Genomic DNA, 17887 nt, shown 5'->3' with positions numbered 1-17887 from the left:
CTGCCCTGAACCGGGGACTGACATGACCGAGCAACCCAAGAACACCGACTTCCACGACTCATCGTTCCTGCAAGGGGCGAACGCCGCCTATGTGGAACAGCTCTACGGCCAGTGGGCCCGGAACCCCGAAGCGGTCGATCAGGCATGGGACGCGTTCTTCCGCGGCCTCGGTGACGACGAGGGAACGCCGGCGCGCGAGGCCGAGGGCGCCAGCTGGAAGCGCGCCGACTGGCCGCCCGCGCCGACGGGCGACACCTTCGCGGCGCTGACCGGCGAGTGGCCGCAGTCCGGCAAGGACGAGGCCAAGGCCGCGATGAAGAAGATCGCCGCCAAGGCCGAGGAGAAGGGCGTCACCCTCTCCGAGGACCAGATGCGCCAGGCGGTGCTGGACAGCATCCGCGCGCTGATGCTGATCCGCGCCTTCCGCATCCGCGGCCATCTGCACGCGAAGCTGGACCCGCTCGGGTTGCGCGACGTGCCGGACCATGGCGAGCTGAAGCCCTCGACCTACGGCTTCGGGCCGGGCGACATGGACCGTCCGATCTTCATCGACAACGTCCTGGGCCTCGAGGTTGCCTCTATCCGCCAGATCTGCGAGCTGATGGAGCGGACCTATTGCGGCACCTTCGCGCTGCAATACATGCACATCTCGAACCCCGAGGAAGCCGCATGGCTGAAGGAGCGGATCGAGGGCTACGGCAAGGAGATCCAGTTCACCCGCGAAGGCCGCCGCGCCATCCTGAACAAGCTGGTCGAGGCCGAGGGCTTCGAGAAGTTCCTCCATGTGAAATACATGGGCACCAAGCGCTTCGGCCTTGACGGTGGCGAGGCGCTGATCCCGGCGATGGAGCAGATCATCAAGCGCGGCGGCGCGCTTGGCGTGAAGGACATCGTCATCGGCATGCCCCACCGCGGCCGCCTGTCGGTTCTGGCGAACGTGCTGTCGAAGCCCTACCGCGCGATCTTCCACGAATTCCAGGGCGGCAGCTTCAAGCCCGAGGACGTGGACGGTTCGGGCGACGTGAAATACCACCTCGGCGCCAGCTCGGACCGCGAGTTCGACGGCAACAGCGTGCACCTGTCGCTGACCGCGAACCCCTCGCACCTCGAGGCGGTGAACCCCGTCGTGCTGGGCAAGGCGCGGGCCAAGTCGGACCAGCTGGGCGACACGACCGAGCGGACTTCGGTCCTGCCGATCCTGCTGCACGGCGACGCGGCCTTCGCCGGCCAGGGCGTCGTGGCAGAGTGCCTGCAGCTTTCGGGCATCCGCGGGCACCGGACGGGCGGCTGCATCCATATCGTCGTGAACAACCAGATCGGCTTCACCACCGCGCCGGCCTTCAGCCGCACCTCGCCCTACCCGACCGACATCGCCCTGATGGTCGAGGCGCCGATCTTCCACGTCAACGGCGACGATCCCGAGGCTGTGGTCCACGCCGCCAAGGTCGCGACCGAGTTCCGGATGAAGTTCAAGAAGGATGTCGTCATCGACATCTTCTGCTACCGCCGCTTCGGTCACAACGAGGGCGATGAGCCTATGTTCACCAACCCGGCGATGTACACCCGCATCAAGAGCCAGAAGACGACTCTTCAGCTTTACACCGAGCGCCTGACCGCCGACGGGCTGATCCCTGAGGGCGAGATCGAGGACATGAAGGCCGCCTTCCAGAACCACCTCAACGAGGAGTTCGAGATCGGCAAGAACTACAAGCCGAACAAGGCGGACTGGCTGGACGGCAAGTGGTCGGGCCTGGACCGCGAGGGCGCCGAATACACCGCCGGCGAGACGGGCATTTCGCCCGAGGCGATGACCCAGATCGGCCGCGCCCTGACCACCGTCCCCGAGGGGCTGAACCTGCACAAGACCGTGGGCCGGCTCATCGAGGCCAAGAAGAAGATGTTCGAGACCGGCGAGGGCTTTGACTGGGCCACGGGCGAGGCGCTGGCCTTCGGCTCGCTGGTGCAGGAAGGCCATGGCGTGCGCTTGGCCGGCCAGGACAGCACCCGCGGCACGTTCAGCCAGCGCCACTCGGCCTTCATCGACCAGAAGTCCGAGGACCGCTACTACCCGCTGAACAACATCGCCGAGGGTCAGGCCCGCTACGAAGTCATCGACTCGATGCTCTCGGAATACGCGGTGCTGGGCTTCGAATACGGCTACTCGCTGGCCGAGCCGAACACCCTGACCCTGTGGGAAGCGCAGTTCGGCGACTTCGCCAACGGCGCGCAGATCATGTTCGACCAGTTCATCTCGTCCGGCGAGAAGAAATGGCTGCGCATGTCGGGCCTGGTGATGCTTCTGCCCCACGGCTTCGAGGGCCAGGGCCCCGAGCACAGCTCGGCCCGGCTCGAGCGGTTCCTGCAGCAATGCGCCGAGGACAACTGGATCGTCGCCAATTGCACGACGCCGGCCAACTACTTCCACATCCTGCGCCGGCAGCTGAAGCGGCAGTTCCGCAAGCCGCTGGTCCTGATGACCCCGAAATCGCTGCTGCGCCATCCGCAGGCGATCAGCCGCGCCGAGGAGTTCCAGACCGGCAGCACCTTCCACCGCGTCCTCTGGGACGATGCCGAGCGCGGCACCTCCTCGACCCAGCTGGTGGCCGACGAGCAGATCAAGCGCGTCGTCATCTGCTCGGGCAAGGTCTATTACGACCTCCTCAAGGCGCGGGACGAGGCCGGGATCACCGACATCTACCTGCTGCGCCTCGAGCAGTTCTACCCCTTCCCCGCGCAGGCCATGGCCAAGGAGCTGGGCCGCTTCAAGGGTGCCGAGATCATCTGGTGCCAGGAAGAGCCCAAGAACCAGGGCGGCTGGAGCTTCGTCGAGCCGAACCTCGAATGGGTGCTGGAACGGATCGGCTCGGAGGCCAAGCGCGCCCGCTATGTCGGCCGCAACGCCGCCGCCTCGGTCGCCACCGGCCTCGCCTCGCGCCACAAGGCCGAGCAGGAGGCGCTGGTGACCGAAGCCCTGGCGCTGGAGGGTTGATCCGATGACCGAAGTCCGCGTGCCCGCCCTGGGCGAGTCGGTGACCGAGGCGACGATCGCCACCTGGTTCAAGAAGCCGGGCGACCGTGTCGAGGTCGACGAGATGCTCTGCGAGCTGGAGACCGACAAGGTCACGGTCGAGGTTCCCAGCCCCGCCGCCGGCACCCTGTCCGAGATCGTCGCCGCCGAGGGCGAGACGGTCGGCCCGGACGCCCTGCTCGCGCAGATCTCCGAGGGCGGCGCCGCCGCCCCGGCCAAGGACAAAGCACCCGCCGCGACCGCGGCACATGACCAAGAGGCCGCGCAGCCGGCCCAAGCGATTCCGGAAGGACAAGGCAAGATGAGCGGCAAGAACGTCGATGTGATGGTCCCCTCCCTCGGCGAAAGCGTGACCGAGGCGACGGTGGCGACCTGGTTCAAGAAGCCCGGCGATCAGGTGGCCGCGGACGAGATGCTCTGCGAGCTGGAAACCGACAAGGTCTCGGTCGAGGTGCCCGCCCCCGCCGCCGGCGTGCTGGCCGAGATCCTGGCCGAGGAAGGCGCCACCGTGGACGCCAAGGCCCGCCTCGCCATCATCACCGAAGGCGCCTCCGGCAACGCCGGCGCGCCCAAGGCCGAAGCGCCCTCGGGCGAAGGCGCCGCCTACAATGCCACCAAGACCGCGCAGGACACGGTGCTGAAGAATGCCGGCCCCGAGGAGATGAAGCCGCGCGAGGATGTCGAGGATGCGCCCTCGGCCAAGAAGGCCATGGCCGAGGCCGGCGTCAGCCGCGACCAGGTCCAGGGCTCGGGCCGCGATGGCCGCGTGATGAAGGAAGACGTGGCGAAGGCCGGTCAGGCCCCCGCCCAGGCCCGCCCCGCCGCCCCGGCGCAGGCGCCGCGCGCGCCCTCCTCGGCGGACGATGCCGGCCGCGAAGAGCGGGTCAAGATGACCCGCCTGCGCCAGACCATCGCGCGCCGCCTGAAGGACGCGCAGAACACCGCCGCGATGCTGACGACCTACAACGAGGCCGACATGAGCGGCATCATGGCGCTCAGAAACGAATACAAGGACGCCTTCGAGAAGAAGCACAAGGTGAAGCTGGGCTTCATGTCCTTCTTCGTGAAGGCCTGCTGCCACGCGCTGAAGGAAGTCCCCGAGGTCAACGCGGAAATCGACGGCACCGACGTCGTCTACAAGAACTTCGTCCATATGGGCGTCGCGGTCGGCACGCCATCGGGCCTCGTCGTGCCGGTCGTGCGCGACGCCGACCAGAAGAGCTTCGCCGCGATCGAGAAGGAGATCGGCGAGCTGGGCGCGAAGGGCCGCGACGGCAAGCTGACCATGGCCGAGATGCAGGGCGGCACCTTCACCATCTCGAACGGTGGCGTCTACGGCTCGCTGATGTCCTCGCCCATCCTGAACCCGCCGCAATCAGGCATCCTCGGGATGCACAAGATCCAGGAGCGTCCGATGGTCGTCGGCGGCCAGATCGTGATCCGCCCGATGATGTACCTGGCCCTCTCCTACGATCACCGCATCGTCGACGGCAAGGGCGCGGTCACCTTCCTCGTCCGCGTCAAGGAGGCGCTGGAAGACCCCCGCCGCCTGCTGATGGATCTCTGATCCCGCCTGTCGCCCGGCCCTTCCTGGGGCCGGGCACCACGCTTCGCGAAGGGCACGCCCATGCAGCTGATCCTCCACTACCAGATCGCCGACTACGACAGCTTCCGCCGCGCCTTCGACGCCGCCGCGGAGGAACGCGGCCGCCACGGCCTCTCGCTGCTCCAGCTCTGGCGCGAGGACGCCGGCAATGCCTGGGCGCTCTTCACCGTGACCGACGCGAAGGCGGCGAAGGACTGGCTCGGCGGCAACGCGCAGGTCTTCAACAGCCTGGCAGGCGTGTCCTCGGCCAAGGCGCATTTCGTCGAGACCGCCTGATGACGCCCGAACTGACCGTGCTGGCGCTGGCCGGCCTCCTGCAGGTCGCGCAATTCGCGATCTTCTCGGTGCTGGCGAACCTGCAGGTCGGCCCGCGCGTGGCGATGGGCCCGCGCGATCACGCCCCCGCCCTGACCGGTCAGGCCGGCCGGGCGCAGCGGGCGCTGAACAACCATTTCGAGGGGCTGATCCTCTTCACCCTCGCCGTCGTCGTGGTGACGCTCGGCGGGCAGGCCAGCGGCCTCACCGCCGCCTGCGCCTGGATCTACCTGATCGCCCGCATCCTCTACGTGCCTGCCTATCTCTTCGGCTGGACGCCCTGGCGCTCGGTCATCTGGGCGGCCGGGGCGACGGCGACGCTGATCATGATCGCGGCGAGCCTTTTGTGATATCACCTGTGTCCAAATATCCTGCGGGGGTCCGGGGGTGCAAAACCCCCGGCGCGGCCTCGCCATCAAGACCCGAACAAGAAGGGACGAGACATGTATGACCTCATCGTGATCGGCGCCGGCCCCGGCGGCTATGTCTGCGCCATCCGCGCCGCGCAGCTGGGCCTCAAGGTGGCCTGCGTCGAGGGGCGGGACACCCTTGGCGGGACCTGCCTCAACGTGGGCTGCATCCCCTCGAAGGCGCTGCTGCACGGCACCCACATGCTGCACGAGGCGCATGAGAACTTCGAGAAGATGGGCCTGATGGGCGCCCATGTCGAAGTCGACTGGTCGAAGATGCAGTCCTACAAGGACGAGACCGTCGCCGGGAACACCAAGGGGATCGAGTTCCTCTTCAAGAAGAACAAGATTGACTGGCTGAAGGGCTGGGCCAGCATTCCCGAGCCGGGCAAGGTCAAGGTCGGCGACGAGGTGCATGAGACGAAGAACATCGTCATCGCCACCGGCTCGGTCCCCAGCCAGCTGAAGGGCGTGAACATCGACAACAAGGCGGGCGTGGTGGTCGATTCGACCGGCGCGCTGGCTTTGCCGAAGATCCCGAAGACCATGGTCGTCATCGGCGCGGGCGTCATCGGGCTGGAGCTTGGCTCGGTGTATGCGCGCCTTGGCTCCGAGGTGACGGTGCTGGAATATCTGGACGTCATCACCCCGGGCCTCGACGGCGAGGTGCAGAAGCAGTTCCAGAAGATGCTTCAGAAGCAGGGGCTGAAATTCGTCCTCGGCGCCGCCGTGCAGGGTGTCGATGCGACCGAGACGGGGGCCCAGGTCAGCTACAAGCTGAACAAGGACGGCAGCGATCAGCAGGTCGCGGCAGAGACGGTCCTGGTCGCGACCGGCCGCCGCCCGCATGTCGGCGGGCTGGGGCTGGAGGAACTGGGCGTCGCGATGACCGATCGCGGCTATGTGCAGATCGACGCGCACTGGGCGACGAACGTGGCGGGCATCTACGCCATCGGCGACGCGGTGCCCGGCCCGATGCTGGCCCACAAGGCCGAGGACGAAGGCATGGCCGTCGCCGAGGTCATCGCCGGCAAGCATGGCCACGTGAACTACAACGTCATCCCCGGCGTGATCTACACGACCCCCGAGGTTGCCAGCGTCGGCCTGACCGAGGAGCAGGCGAAGGAGGACGGCCGCAAGATCAAGATCGGCAAGTTCCCCTTCATGGGCAATGCCCGCGCCAAGGCGCAGTTTCTCGGCGAGGGTTTCGTGAAGCTGATCGCGGATGCCGAGACCGACCGCATCCTCGGATGCCACATCATCGGCCCCTCGGCGGGCGATCTGATCCACGAGGTCTGCGTGGCGATGGAATTCGGCGCGGCGGCCGAGGATCTGGCGCTGACCTGCCACGCGCATCCGACCGTGTCGGAAGCGGTGCGCGAGGCGGCGCTGGCCTGCGGCGGCGGGGCGATCCATGCGTGAGGCCCTTGTGGCCAAGGCAGCGGGGGGCCAGCCCCGCGTCGCCTGCGGCGACTCCCCCCGGGATATTTTCGCACAGAAGATGGGGCGGCGGGCGCTGATCCTCGGGGCGCTGGCGCTGGCGGGCTGCGGCGGCGGCGGGCGGGGGCCGGAGATGCCAGCGGGGCTGGGGGCCAACGGCCTCTATCCCAACGAGACGCCTTATCTGCGTCAGCGGATCAACTTCTGGGCAGGCCATTACGAGCTGCCCTCGGCGCTGGTGCAGCGGGTCGTGCTGCGCGAATCGCAGCACCGGCCCGGGGCGCGCAACGGGCCCTATTACGGGCTGATGCAGCTGAACCCCGCGACCGCGCGCACGATGGGCTATCGCGGGCCGGACCAGGGGCTGCTGGATGCGGACACCAACCTGCGCTACGGCGTGCGCTATCTGCGCGGGGCCTGGCTGGTGGCGGAGGGCGATCCCGACCGCACGCTGACATGGTATTCGCGCGGCTACTATTACGAGGCCAAGCGAAAGGGCCTGCTGCGGCAGACGGGGCTGCGCGGCTGATCGCACGGAGCGGCCGGCCTCAGCTGCCGGCGATGATCCGGACGTAGTTGCGCGTCTCGCGATAGGGCGGGATGCCGCCGTATTTCTGCACGGCGCCGGGGCCTGCGTTGTAGGCGGCCAGCGCCAAGGTCCAGTTGCCGAACTGGTTGTACATCATCCTGAGATAGCGCGCGCCGCCGTTCAGGTTCTGGACCGGGTCGGCCGGGTTGACGCCCAGCTTGGCCGCGGTGCCCGGCATCAGCTGCGCCAGCCCCATCGCGCCCTTGTGCGAGCGGGCGTTCGGGTTCCAGCCCGATTCCTGCTGGACGAGGCGCAGGAACAGGTCCTCGGGGATGCCGTGGCGCTGCGCGGCGGCGCGGGCATGGGGCAGGTATTCGCTGCGCCGTCCCGTGTAGCGCGGGATGCGCGTCTCGGGCGCCAGGGCCACCGCCTGCTCTCGGCCCGCCGGCTGGAGGCGCGAGGACTGCTGGTACTGGGTCGAGAGGCGGCTGTCCATCAGCCGGGTCTGGCGCGCGAACTGGTCGGCGCGGGATTTCGAGGAACTGCCCGAGAGGCGCAGCCCCTCGGCCGAGACCGGAACGGCCATCGCGGCCACCATGCCGGCACAGACCAGCGTCCTCGCGATCCGGGAAAATCTCATCCTTCCGCCCCTCGTTCCTGTCAGCTTGCCGGCTGCCTCTTGGTCAGGACTATACATGAACAACGCCGCTCTGCCAGCCGAAGCGTTCGCGCGCTCCGCGGCCTGCGGCAGAAGCCCGCCCATCCGGCGCGGTTGCAGCGGAGGCGCGGCAAGGCTACACCCGCGGGCAGGAAACACAGATCCGGGGAACTTCCGTCATGGCAGGCAGCGTCAACAAGGTCATTCTGGTGGGCAATCTGGGGCAGGACCCCGAGGTGCGCAGCTTCCAGAACGGCGGCAAGGTCGTGAACCTGCGCATCGCGACCTCGGAAGCCTGGAAGGACCGCAACTCGGGCGAGCGGCAGGAGCGCACGCAGTGGCACTCGGTCGCGATCTTCTCGGAGCCGCTGGCGAAGATCGCCGAGCAGTACCTGAAGAAGGGCAGCAAGGTCTATATCGAGGGCCAGCTCGAGACGCGCAAATGGCAGGACCAGTCCGGCCAGGACCGCTATTCGACCGAGGTCGTGCTGCGCCCCTATCGCGGCGAGCTGACGCTGCTGGACGGCCGCGGGCAAGGCGGCGGCCAGGGCAGCGGCGGGACGGGCGGCTATGGCGGCGGCTATGACGAGATGGACCGGCGCGGCGGCGGTCAGGGCGGCGGCCAGGGCGGCACCGGCGGCGGCCAGGGCGGCGGCGGGCGCAGCGATTACGACGACGAGATCCCGTTCTGATCGCCGCGGGCGAATCAGTGGAACCAGGGCGGCTTCGGCCGCCCTTTTCTTTGGTGCCGCGCCGGGCGGCGCGGGTGCAAGATTGCGCGCCGGCCCCCGGGCGCGCGGCAGAAGTTGCGCCGGCCCGCGCCCGCGCTTTCTGGATGATCCGGCGCTTGCAACAGGCCCGCGGTGGCGCTTTCTGGTCTGATCCGGGCGCTGCGGCGCCCGCGGAGGATCACAGAAAGGACGGCCCGCGATGGCCCTGACACTCACCGATCTGCAGCGCCCCGAGGGCTTCGAGCGGCTGGTTCTGGCCGAGGATGCCGAGGCCGGGCTGACCGCGCTCATCTGCCTGCACTCGACCGCGCTCGGCCCGGCGGCGGGCGGCTGCCGCATGTGGCCCTATGCCAGCCGCGAGGCGGCGATCCATGACGTGACGCGGCTGGCGCGCGGCATGACCTACAAGAACGCGATGGCGGGGCTGGGGCTGGGCGGCGGCAAGGCGGTCATCATCGGGGACGCGCGCCGCGACAAGACGCCGGCGATGATGCGCGCCTTCGGCCGCGCCGTCGAGGCGCTGAAGGGCAGCTACTGGACAGCCGAGGATGTCGGCATCTCGCCCGAGGACATGGCCCATGCCGCGACCGAGACGCGTCATGCCGTGGGTCTGGCCGGGGCCTCGGGCGATCCCTCGCCCTGGACGGCCGAGGGCGTCTTCCGCTGCCTGCGCGTCGGTGCGACGCGGGTCTTCGGCGCCGATGACCTCGCCGGCAAGCGGGTGCTGGTGCAGGGGCTGGGCCATGTCGGCCTGTCGCTGGCCGAGAAGGTGGCGTCGGCGGGCGCGCGCCTGATGGTGACCGACATCAACGAGGCCGCGATGACCGAGGCCGCCACGCGGCTCGGCGCAGCGGTCTGCGCGCCCGATCAGGTCTTCGCGCAGCAGATGGACATCTTCGCCCCCTGCGCCCTGGGCGGCGTCCTGACGGCCGAGACGGCCGGCGCGCTCGGCGCGCGGCTGGTTTGCGGGGCGGCGAACAATCAGCTGGCAAGCCCGGACGTGGCGGCGCTGCTGGCCGCCCGCGGGATCACCTACCTGCCCGACTATGTCGTGAACGCGGGCGGGATCATCAGCGTCGCCAGCGAGATCCACGGCCACAGCGACGCTTGGCGGCTGGAGCGGCTCTGCGCGATCGCGGGCCGCGTGTCCGAGATGCTCGCGGAGGCGGCCGCGACAGGGCGCGAGACGACCGCGGTCGCGGACGGGATGGTCGAGCAGATGCTGGCCCTGCCCCGCCGCGCGGCCTGAGGCAGAGCCGGTCCGCGCCGCGCCGGGCTGGCGCCGGGCCGCCGCGCGGCCCCGCCGCCGCGTCCCCCTCGATGGGGGACGGGGCGGCGCCCCTCTCAGCGGGCCGCCGCGAGCACCTGCGCCAGATCCTCGGTCGCGACATCGTCGCAGACGAAGGCGGCGCCGATGCCGCGCGCCAGAACGAAGCGCAGGCGTCCGTCGACCACCTTCTTGTCCTGGCCCATCAGCCCAATCAGCGCCGCGTCGTCGGGCAGGCTGCCCGGCACGTCCGACAGCCGCGCCGGCATCCCCATCCGCGCCAGATGCGCCAGCACGCGGCTCGGCTCTTCCTGGCTGCACAGGCCGATGCGGGCCGAGAGGTCGAAGGCCAGCGCGCAGCCGATCGCCACGCCCTCGCCATGCAGCAGCCGGTCGGAATAGCCCGTCGCCGCCTCCAGCGCATGGCCGAAGGTGTGGCCAAGATTCAGCAGCGCCCGCTCGCCCTGCTCGGTCTCGTCGCGCACCACGATCCCCGCCTTCATCGCGACCGAATGCGCGACGGCCTGCTGGCGCAGCGCAGCGTCCTCGCGCAGACGCGGGCCGTTCTCCTCGAGCCAGGCGAAGAAGGCCGCATCGCCCAGAAGGCCGTATTTCACCACCTCGCCATAGCCGGCCAGGAAATCGCGCGGGGGCAGCGTCTCCAGCACGCCCGTATCGGCCAGCACCAGCGCCGGCTGGTGGAAGGCGCCGATCAGGTTCTTGCCGCGCGGGCTGTTGATCCCTGTCTTGCCGCCGACGCTGCTGTCCACCTGCGCCAGCAGCGTCGTCGGCAGCTGCACGAAGCGCACACCACGCCGCAGGATGGCGGACGCGAAGCCCACGAGATCTCCGATCACCCCGCCGCCGAGCGCCAGCACCACGTCGCGCCGCTCGACCTTCTGCTCCAGCAGCCATTCCACGACCTGCTGCAGATGCGCCCAGGACTTCGTCGCCTCGCCCGCCGGAAGGGTCAAGGCCGCGCTGGTGATCCCGCTGGCGGCCAGCGCCGCTTCCAGCGCCGGCAGGTGCAGCCGCGCGACCGCCTCGTCGGTGACGATCACGACGCGCGGCCGGGCCAGCAGCGGCGCGACATGCGTGGCGGCATCCGCGATCAGGCCTGGCCCGATGCGGACATCATAGGCGCGGGCGCCGAGCGGCACATGGACGGTCTGGGGGGCGCTCATCGGGCGTTCTCCTGGATCAGCTGCGGGTCGGCCGCGCGGAGGGCGGTCAGAAGCCGGGTCGTCGCGGCCTCGATGCTATCGCCGGCGCGGCCCTCGAAGTGCAGCTCGGCCTGGGCATAGACCGGCGCGCGCTCGGCCAGCAGCGCGGCCAGCGTCGCCTTCGGATCGGCAGTCTTTAGCAAAGGCCGCGTGCTGCGCTGGCGCACGCGCTGCCAAAGCAGCTCGAGATCGCAGTCCAGCCAGACCGAGATCGCCGCGCGGCCGATCAACTCGCGGTTCTGCGCCTGCACGAAGGCGCCGCCCCCGGTCGAGATGACGGCGGGCGGGCCGGCCAGCAGCCGGCGCAGCACCTCGGTCTCGCGCGCGCGGAAGAAGGGCTCGCCGTCGCGGGCGAAGATCTCGGCGATGCTCATGGCCGCCGCGGTCTCGATCTCGGTGTCGGAATCGGTGAAGGGCACGCGCAGGCGACGCGCCAGTTCGGCGCCGAGCGCCGACTTGCCCGCCCCCATCATCCCGATCAGCACGATATGACGCGCCAGCGATCTCGTCATCGCGACTCCCCTCGACCGGGTGACTGAATGGCGTGATCTTTCGGAAAATGCCATATATATTCGGGAAGAGCCGGCGTCAGACCGGCCACCTGCCCGAGGGGCGGGATCGGAAGCAGGCGAGCAGGGGCAAGACGATGCGCACACTCAAGGTTCTGGCGGTTGTGATTCTGGCCGTGGCGGCGGGCCTCGCCGGCTACGCCTATCTGGGAGACATGGAGCCGGTGCGGCGCGAGGTGCGCACGCCCCTGGCGCTGGAGAGCCGGTGACGCGCCGCGCGCCCGGCGCGGCGCAGGTCCTTGGCGCGGCGCTTCTGGCGCTGAGCGCGGCGACGGCCCTGCCCGCCGCGGCGCAGCAGCCGCTGTCGGCCAGCGACTGGCTGTCGGGTAGCGTGCGCGGACCGCAGCGCGAAAGCTCGGCCTGGCGGCCCGGCGACGATGCCCCGCCCCCCCGCCGCCCCGCACAGCCGCAGCCGGTCGCCGAAACGGGCGAGGTCGGCCCGGTGCAGGTCACGCGGCTGGATCAGGGCGATCCCGACAGCACCGGCACGCTGACGCCGCGCCGCGCGGGGCTGCCGCCCGACCTGTGGCAGGGCAGCGATCCCGAAGAGCTGGCGCAGATGCTGCTGGCGACGCCCGCCCGGCTTCAGGCCATGCAGGCGCTCATGAAGCGCGTGCTGACGGCCCAGCTGCTGCCGCCCGCGGCGGCGGCAGGGGCAGAGGCGAATGGCAAGCCCCGCAAGGGCCAGCTGTTTCTCGCCCGCGCCGACCGGCTTTTGGACATGGGCGCGCTGGACGAGGCGCAGGCGCTTCTGCTGGCCGCGGGACCCGGCGAGCCCGAGGTCTTCCGCCGCCTCTTCGACATCGCGCTGCTGGAGGGGGACGAGATCCGCGCCTGCGCGATCATGAACGGCACCCCCGGCATCGCGCCCAGCTTCGCCGCCCGCATCTTCTGCCTGGCGCAGACCGGGGACTGGGCCGCGGCCGCCGTCAGCCTGCACGGCGCGGAGAGCCTTGGCCTGATCGACGAGCGGCAGGCGATCATGCTGACGCATTTCCTCGACGACGCCTTCGTCGACACCGACGACATGCTGGAGGGCGCCGAGCGGATGACGCCCCTGGACTTCCGCATCCACGAGGCGATCGGCCAGCCCCTGCCGACCCCGACCCTGCCCGTCGCCTTCGCGCAGTCCGACCTCAGGATGAACAGCGGCTTCAAGGCCCGGCTGGAGGCGGCCGAGCGGCTGGCCCGCTCCGGCGCCATCCCGGCCGCGCGGCTGCGCGCGATCTATGGCGAGCAGCGCCCCGCCGCCTCGGGCGGGGTGTGGGAGCGGGCGGCCGTGATGCGGACGCTGGAGGCCGCGCTGCAGACGGGCGAGCTGTCGCAGGCCCTGCCCCGCGCCTTCGACGAGTTCCGCGCCGCCGGCATGGCCGACCTTCTGGCCGCGATGGTGGCGCCCGACCTGCCCGAGGCCTATCCCGGCGACGGCCGCGCGGCCGAGCTGGCCGGGCTTCTGCGGCTCTGGCACGGGCTGCCCTCCGGCCTCGCGGTGACGCCCGCCCCCGAACTGGCGGCCGAGGCGCCGCCCCTGCCCGAGACGCGGCTCGGCGAGGCCCTGCTGACGGCCATGGCCGACGTGGACGCGGCGCTGGAGGGGGATCTGGCGCGCGCCGGCCGGGGCATCGCTATGCTGCGCGCGCTCGGTCTTCTCGAGGACGCGAAGCGGGCCGAGACGCAGATCACGCTTCTGCCCCAGGTCAGGCAGGAGTTCTGATGGCGGACGGCGCGGCCATCTCCGCCTTCCTGGACGCTCAGGCCGCCGAGGCCGGCGCCGCCCGCAACACGCTTCTGGCCTATGGGCGCGATCTGAAGGACCTGTCGAACTGGCTGTCGCGGCGAAGCCTGACGCTCGCCGGCCTGACGCGCGAGGTGATCGAGGACTACCTGACCTTCTGCGACGCGCAGGGGCTGTCGCGGGCGACGCGGGCGCGGCGCCTGTCCGCGATCCGCCAGTTCTGCCGCTTCGCGCTGGAGGAAGGCTGGCGGCCCGACGATCCGGCTATCCGCATCTCGGGGCCCGGCCGCACCCACCGCCTGCCCCGCAGCCTGTCGCAGGACGAGGTCGCGGCGCTTCTGACCGCCGCCCCCCGGCTTGGGCGCGGCGAGGCGGAACGCGCGCGCAACATCTGCCTGATGGAGCTGCTCTATGCCACGGGCATGCGCGTGAGCGAGCTGGTGGGCCTGCCCGCCGCCGGCTGCCGGGGCGATCCCGCGGTGCTGCTGATCCGCGGCAAGGGCAGCAAGGAGCGGCTGGTTCCGCTGACGAACCCCGCGCGCGCGGCCCTGACGGACTGGCTGCGCTGGCGCGACAACGCGCCCGAGGGCAGCGCCCTTGCCCGGCTGGTCGCGGGCAAGGGCGCGCGCTGGCTGTTTCCCGCCCCCGGCGCCGCGGGCCACCTTCCCCGGCAGAGCTTCTCGCGGCTTCTGGGACAGATCGCGGTCGCGGCGGGGCTCGATCCGACGCGCGTGACCCCCCATGTCATCCGCCACGCCTTCGCCACCCACCTGCTGGAGGGCGGGGCGGACCTGCGGGCCATCCAGACGCTGCTGGGCCATGCAGATCTGGGCACGACCGAGATCTACACCCACGTCGTCGACGCGCGGATGCGCGAGCTGGTGCTGAACCACCACCCGCTGGCCCGCGTTGCCGCCAAGCCGACCGGCTGATCCCAACCCTTACAGGACCCTATGGACGACCCTTCCAGTAGTCTCGACGCCGCCTTCTGGCTGACCTGCGCGGCCATTGCGGTGCTTCTTGCCATCTCGGCCTTCTTCTCGGGCTCGGAAACGGCACTGACCGCCTCCAGCCGCGCGAAGCTCAGGGCGCAGGCCGACCGGGGTGAGACCGGGGCGGCCGCCGCCCTGAAGGTGACCGCCGACAGCGAGCGGCTGATCGGCGCGATCCTTCTTGGCAACAACGTCGTCAACATCCTCTCGGCCAGCCTTGCGACAGCGGCCTTCACCCGCATCCTCGGCGGCAGCGGCGTCGCCATCGCGACGCTGGTGATGACGGTGCTGGTGCTGATCTTCTCCGAGGTGATGCCCAAGACCTACGCCATCTCGGCCCCCGAGAAGGTCGCCTCGCTCGTCGCGCGTCCAATCCGGCTGGTCACGATCCTGCTGTCGCCCATCGTCTCGGTTGTCCGGCTGATCGTGCGCGGCATCCTGGCGATCTTCGGCCTCAGGACGGACCCCGGCCAGCACATGTTCTCGATCGAGGACGAGATCGCGGGCGCCCTCTCCATCGGCCACGCCGCCGGCGCCGTGCACAAGGAGGACCGCGACCGCCTTCTGGGCGCGCTGGACCTTGGCAACCGCACGGTCGAGGAGATCATGCGCCACCGCAGCGAGATCGAGATGATCGACGCCGCCCTGCCGCCCGAGAAGATCCTGGAAAGCGTGCTCGCCAGCCCCCACACCCGCCTGCCGGTTTTCAAGGACGAGCGCGAGAACGTGGTCGGCGTCATCCACGCCAAGGATCTGCTGCGGGCGGTGAACCGTGCCGTGCGCGAGGCCGGCGATCCCGCCGCCGCGCGCCGCTTCGACGTTCTGGCCGTCGCGATGCCGCCCTATTTCGTCCCCGAGACGACCGCGCTCGACGAGCAGATGCGCGAGTTCCTCAAGCGCCGCACCCATTTCGCGCTGGTCGTGGACGAATATGGCAGCCTGCGCGGCCTCATCACGCTGGAGGACATCCTCGAGGAGATCGTCGGCGAGATCGCGGACGAGCACGACACCGAAGCCGACCAGACCCTGCGCCCCGGCCCCAACGGCGACTACCTGATCGAGGGCGGCATGACGATCCGCGACCTCAACCGCCAGCTGGACTGGCACCTGCCGGACGAAGAGGCGAACACCGTCGCCGGCCTCGTCATCCACATGGCGCAGTCGATCCCGGACCAGGGCCAGGTCTTCAGCTTCCACGGCTACCGCTTCGAGGTGGTCACCCGGCGCGAGAACCGGATCACCCGGCTGCGCGTGCGCCCGCTGGCGCCAAGCGGGGCGGACGGATAGCGCTCACGCTTGCAACGGCGCCCCATCGCCCCTAACAGGGCACGGAAACTGCCGCCAAGGGAGCCCCGCATGGACATCGCCGCCCGCCGCACCGCCAACCCCGACCACTGGAACCTGGCCAGCGCGATCCGCGTGCTGGCGATGGACGCGGTCGAGGCCGCGAATTCCGGTCACCCCGGCATGCCGATGGGCATGGCCGATGTCGCGACGGTGCTGTTCAAGAACCACCTCAAGTTCGACGCCTCCGCGCCGCACTGGTTCGACCGCGACCGCTTCATCCTGTCGGCGGGCCACGGCTCGATGCTGATCTACGCGCTGCTCTACCTCACCGGCTACAAGCAGATGACGCTGGAGCAGATCAAGAACTTCCGCCAGCTGGGCGCGATCACCGCCGGCCACCCCGAGGCCGAGGAGGTCGAGGGCGTCGAGACGACGACCGGCCCGCTCGGCCAGGGCATTGCCAACGCGGTCGGCTTCGCGATGGCCGAGGAAGCGATGCGCGCCGAGTTCGGGGCCGAGGTCTGCGATCACCGCACCTGGGTTATCGCCGGCGACGGCTGCCTGATGGAGGGCATCAGCCACGAGGCCATCGGCCTGGCCGGCCACCAGCAGCTGGGCCGACTGATCGTCATGTGGGACAACAACGACATCACCATCGACGGCCGCGTGAGCCTGTCGGACAAGACCGACCAGCGCAAGCGCTTCGAGGCGGCCGGCTGGCGCGTCCTCTCCTGCGACGGCCATGACGCCGCCGACATCGACCGCGCCCTGACCGAGGCCAAGAACAGCGACGGCCGCCCGACGCTGGTCGATTGCAAGACCATCATCGGCTTCGGCGCCCCGAACAAGGCCGACAGCAGCAAGGCCCACGGCTCGCCTCTCGGCGCCGACGAGATCACCGCGACCCGCAATGCCTATGGCTGGGTCTCGGGCAATTTCGAGATCCCGGACGAGATCCTGACCGCCTGGCGCGAGATCGGCGCCCGCGGCGCCGCGGCCCATGAGGGCTGGAAGGCGCGGGTCGAGCAGCTCGCGGCGAAGGACGAGTTCATCCGCCGCAGCGAGAACGGCGTCAGCCCCAAGCTCGCCCCCACCATCGCCGCCTTCAAGGAACAGACCCTCGCCAGCAAGCCCAAGGTCGCGACGCGCAAGGCCAGCGAGAACACGCTGGAAGTGCTGAACGCCGAGATGCCCGAGAATTTCGGCGGCTCGGCCGACCTCACCGGCTCGAACAACACCAAGACCGGCGGCATGGGCATCTTCTCGCCCGAGAACCGCATGGGCCGCTACATCCATTACGGCATCCGCGAACACGGCATGGCCGCCGCGATGAACGGGATCTGGCTGCATGGCGGCTTCCGCCCCTATGGCGGGACCTTCCTGACCTTCACCGACTACGCCCGCGGCTCGATGCGCCTTTCGGCGCTGATGGGCGCGCCGGTCGTCTACGTGATGACCCATGACAGCATCGGCCTTGGCGAGGACGGCCCGACCCACCAGCCGGTCGAGCATCTGGCGATCTGCCGCGCGACGCCCAACACGCTGACCCTGCGCCCCGCCGACCAGATCGAGACCGCCGAGGCCTGGGAGATCGCGCTCTCGCAGATGCACACCCCCTCGGTCCTCGCGCTGTCGCGCCAGAACCTGCCGACGCTGCGCGAGGAGATCGGCGAGAACCTCTCGGCCAAAGGCGCCTACATCCTGCGCGAGGCCTCCAGCGCCCCCGCCGTCGTGCTGCTGGCCAGCGGCTCCGAGGTCGAGATCGCCGTGGACGCGCGCGAGACGCTCGAGGCGGACGGCGTGCCGACCCGCGTCGTCTCGGTCCCCTCGATGGAGCTGTTCCGCCAGCAGGATGTCTCGTATCGCGAAAGCGTCCTGCCCGCAGGCCCGGCCCGCATCGCCATCGAGGCGGCGGTGCGCCAGCCCTGGGATTGGCTGCTGATGGGCGAGCGCGGCGCGGAAGCCAAGTCGGCCTTCATCGGCATGGAGGGCTTCGGCCGTTCCGGCCCCGCGCCCGAGCTCTACAAGCATTTCGGCATCACGGCCGAGGCGGTCGTCACCCGCGCCAAGTCGCTGGCTTGACGCGCAAGGCCGCCT

Annotated in this window: 16 protein-coding genes; 13 read left to right on the top strand and 3 right to left on the bottom strand. The window is 70.1% G+C overall.

Annotated elements, in window-relative coordinates:
- Nucleotides 1-22 precede the first annotated feature (22 nt).
- The 6 genes from BLP73_RS02260 to BLP73_RS02235 all read left to right on the top strand — a co-directional run bounded on the left by BLP73_RS02260 (nucleotide 23) and on the right by BLP73_RS02235 (nucleotide 7328).
- Nucleotides 23-2989, top strand: a complete 2967-nt coding sequence (locus BLP73_RS02260) for a 2-oxoglutarate dehydrogenase E1 component (protein ID WP_090739871.1) — start codon at nucleotides 23-25, stop codon at nucleotides 2987-2989.
- Nucleotides 2990-2993: 4 nt separating this feature from the next.
- Nucleotides 2994-4595, top strand: a complete 1602-nt coding sequence (odhB, locus tag BLP73_RS02255; protein ID WP_090739870.1) for a 2-oxoglutarate dehydrogenase complex dihydrolipoyllysine-residue succinyltransferase — start codon at nucleotides 2994-2996, stop codon at nucleotides 4593-4595.
- A gap of 60 nt (nucleotides 4596-4655) precedes the next feature.
- Nucleotides 4656-4910, top strand: a complete 255-nt coding sequence (locus BLP73_RS02250) for a hypothetical protein (RefSeq protein WP_090739869.1) — start codon at nucleotides 4656-4658, stop codon at nucleotides 4908-4910.
- Nucleotides 4910-5299, top strand: a complete 390-nt coding sequence (locus BLP73_RS02245) for an MAPEG family protein (protein WP_090739868.1) — start codon at nucleotides 4910-4912, stop codon at nucleotides 5297-5299. The genes BLP73_RS02250 and BLP73_RS02245 overlap by 1 nt, the downstream gene beginning before the upstream one ends.
- Nucleotides 5300-5392: 93 nt before the next feature.
- On the top strand, nucleotides 5393-6781 hold the full coding sequence (lpdA, locus tag BLP73_RS02240; protein ID WP_090739867.1) for a dihydrolipoyl dehydrogenase: 1389 nt from the start codon (nucleotides 5393-5395) through the stop codon (nucleotides 6779-6781).
- Nucleotides 6782-6860: 79 nt separating this feature from the next.
- Nucleotides 6861-7328: a lytic transglycosylase domain-containing protein gene (locus tag BLP73_RS02235; RefSeq protein WP_090739866.1), complete on the top strand. Its 468-nt coding sequence runs from the start codon at nucleotides 6861-6863 to the stop codon at nucleotides 7326-7328.
- Between the two features lie 19 nt (nucleotides 7329-7347).
- Here BLP73_RS02235 and BLP73_RS02230 read toward each other — a convergent pair whose 3' ends face one another.
- The gene (locus BLP73_RS02230) at nucleotides 7348-7926 is read right to left on the bottom strand and encodes a lytic transglycosylase domain-containing protein (RefSeq protein ID WP_245686524.1); all 579 of its coding nucleotides are present in this window, start codon (nucleotides 7924-7926) and stop codon (nucleotides 7348-7350) included.
- 239 nt (nucleotides 7927-8165) lie between these two features.
- Between BLP73_RS02230 and ssb the strand changes: the two genes are divergently transcribed.
- Complete coding sequence (gene ssb, locus BLP73_RS02225) at nucleotides 8166-8678, top strand: single-stranded DNA-binding protein (protein WP_090739864.1); 513 nt, start codon at nucleotides 8166-8168, stop codon at nucleotides 8676-8678.
- A 238-nt stretch (nucleotides 8679-8916) separates the two neighbouring features.
- A complete protein-coding gene (locus BLP73_RS02220) occupies nucleotides 8917-9966 on the top strand; it encodes a Glu/Leu/Phe/Val dehydrogenase dimerization domain-containing protein (RefSeq protein WP_090739863.1) in 1050 nt (349 codons plus the stop codon).
- Between the two features lie 95 nt (nucleotides 9967-10061).
- On the opposite strand, the gene aroB is transcribed toward BLP73_RS02220, so the two are convergent.
- Together aroB and BLP73_RS02210 are read right to left on the bottom strand one after the other, a co-directional pair.
- Nucleotides 10062-11168 carry a 3-dehydroquinate synthase gene (aroB, locus tag BLP73_RS02215; RefSeq protein ID WP_090739862.1) on the bottom strand — a complete coding sequence of 369 codons (1107 nt, stop codon included), beginning with the start codon at nucleotides 11166-11168 and terminating at the stop codon, nucleotides 10062-10064.
- Nucleotides 11165-11773, bottom strand: coding sequence for a shikimate kinase (locus BLP73_RS02210; protein WP_090739861.1), 609 nt, complete (start codon nucleotides 11771-11773; stop codon nucleotides 11165-11167). The genes aroB and BLP73_RS02210 overlap by 4 nt, the downstream gene beginning before the upstream one ends.
- Nucleotides 11774-11853: 80 nt before the next feature.
- Here BLP73_RS02210 and BLP73_RS19875 point away from each other — a divergent pair, with 80 nt between their 5' ends.
- The 5 genes from BLP73_RS19875 (at nucleotide 11854) to tkt (ending at nucleotide 17872) form a co-directional block, all read left to right on the top strand.
- Complete coding sequence (locus BLP73_RS19875) at nucleotides 11854-11985, top strand: hypothetical protein (protein WP_281179904.1); 132 nt, start codon at nucleotides 11854-11856, stop codon at nucleotides 11983-11985.
- On the top strand, nucleotides 11982-13490 hold the full coding sequence (locus BLP73_RS02205; protein WP_245686507.1) for a hypothetical protein: 1509 nt from the start codon (nucleotides 11982-11984) through the stop codon (nucleotides 13488-13490). The genes BLP73_RS19875 and BLP73_RS02205 overlap by 4 nt, the downstream gene beginning before the upstream one ends.
- Nucleotides 13490-14443, top strand: a complete 954-nt coding sequence (locus BLP73_RS02200) for a tyrosine recombinase (protein ID WP_090739860.1) — start codon at nucleotides 13490-13492, stop codon at nucleotides 14441-14443. The genes BLP73_RS02205 and BLP73_RS02200 overlap by 1 nt, the downstream gene beginning before the upstream one ends.
- 21 nt (nucleotides 14444-14464) lie before the next feature.
- Entirely contained in the window at nucleotides 14465-15790 is a 1326-nt protein-coding gene (locus tag BLP73_RS02195) for an HlyC/CorC family transporter (protein WP_090739859.1), read from the top strand.
- A 69-nt stretch (nucleotides 15791-15859) separates the two neighbouring features.
- A complete protein-coding gene (gene tkt, locus BLP73_RS02190; RefSeq protein ID WP_090739858.1) occupies nucleotides 15860-17872 on the top strand; it encodes a transketolase in 2013 nt (670 codons plus the stop codon).
- Nucleotides 17873-17887 lie beyond the last annotated feature (15 nt).

The organism is Paracoccus tibetensis (assembly GCF_900102505.1).
Lineage (GTDB): Bacteria > Pseudomonadota > Alphaproteobacteria > Rhodobacterales > Rhodobacteraceae > Paracoccus > Paracoccus tibetensis.
Note: the sequence above shows the minus strand (reverse complement) of the source record. Positions and strands in the feature narration are given on the sequence as shown.

What these genes read in the sequence shown, in the direction of transcription:
- BLP73_RS02260 (WP_090739871.1), top strand. Translation starts at nt 23, where the DNA reads ATGACCGAGCAACCCAAGAACACCGACTTCCACGACTCATCGTTCCTG.
- odhB (WP_090739870.1), top strand. Translation starts at nt 2,994, where the DNA reads ATGACCGAAGTCCGCGTGCCCGCCCTGGGCGAGTCGGTGACCGAGGCG.
- BLP73_RS02250 (WP_090739869.1), top strand. Translation starts at nt 4,656, where the DNA reads ATGCAGCTGATCCTCCACTACCAGATCGCCGACTACGACAGCTTCCGC.
- BLP73_RS02245 (WP_090739868.1), top strand. Translation starts at nt 4,910, where the DNA reads ATGACGCCCGAACTGACCGTGCTGGCGCTGGCCGGCCTCCTGCAGGTC.
- lpdA (WP_090739867.1), top strand. Translation starts at nt 5,393, where the DNA reads ATGTATGACCTCATCGTGATCGGCGCCGGCCCCGGCGGCTATGTCTGC.
- BLP73_RS02235 (WP_090739866.1), top strand. Translation starts at nt 6,861, where the DNA reads ATGGGGCGGCGGGCGCTGATCCTCGGGGCGCTGGCGCTGGCGGGCTGC.
- BLP73_RS02230 (WP_245686524.1), bottom strand. Translation starts at nt 7,926, where the DNA reads ATGGTGGCCGCGATGGCCGTTCCGGTCTCGGCCGAGGGGCTGCGCCTC.
- ssb (WP_090739864.1), top strand. Translation starts at nt 8,166, where the DNA reads ATGGCAGGCAGCGTCAACAAGGTCATTCTGGTGGGCAATCTGGGGCAG.
- BLP73_RS02220 (WP_090739863.1), top strand. Translation starts at nt 8,917, where the DNA reads ATGGCCCTGACACTCACCGATCTGCAGCGCCCCGAGGGCTTCGAGCGG.
- aroB (WP_090739862.1), bottom strand. Translation starts at nt 11,168, where the DNA reads ATGAGCGCCCCCCAGACCGTCCATGTGCCGCTCGGCGCCCGCGCCTAT.
- BLP73_RS02210 (WP_090739861.1), bottom strand. Translation starts at nt 11,773, where the DNA reads ATGGCATTTTCCGAAAGATCACGCCATTCAGTCACCCGGTCGAGGGGA.
- BLP73_RS19875 (WP_281179904.1), top strand. Translation starts at nt 11,854, where the DNA reads ATGCGCACACTCAAGGTTCTGGCGGTTGTGATTCTGGCCGTGGCGGCG.
- BLP73_RS02200 (WP_090739860.1), top strand. Translation starts at nt 13,490, where the DNA reads ATGGCGGACGGCGCGGCCATCTCCGCCTTCCTGGACGCTCAGGCCGCC.
- BLP73_RS02195 (WP_090739859.1), top strand. Translation starts at nt 14,465, where the DNA reads ATGGACGACCCTTCCAGTAGTCTCGACGCCGCCTTCTGGCTGACCTGC.
- tkt (WP_090739858.1), top strand. Translation starts at nt 15,860, where the DNA reads ATGGACATCGCCGCCCGCCGCACCGCCAACCCCGACCACTGGAACCTG.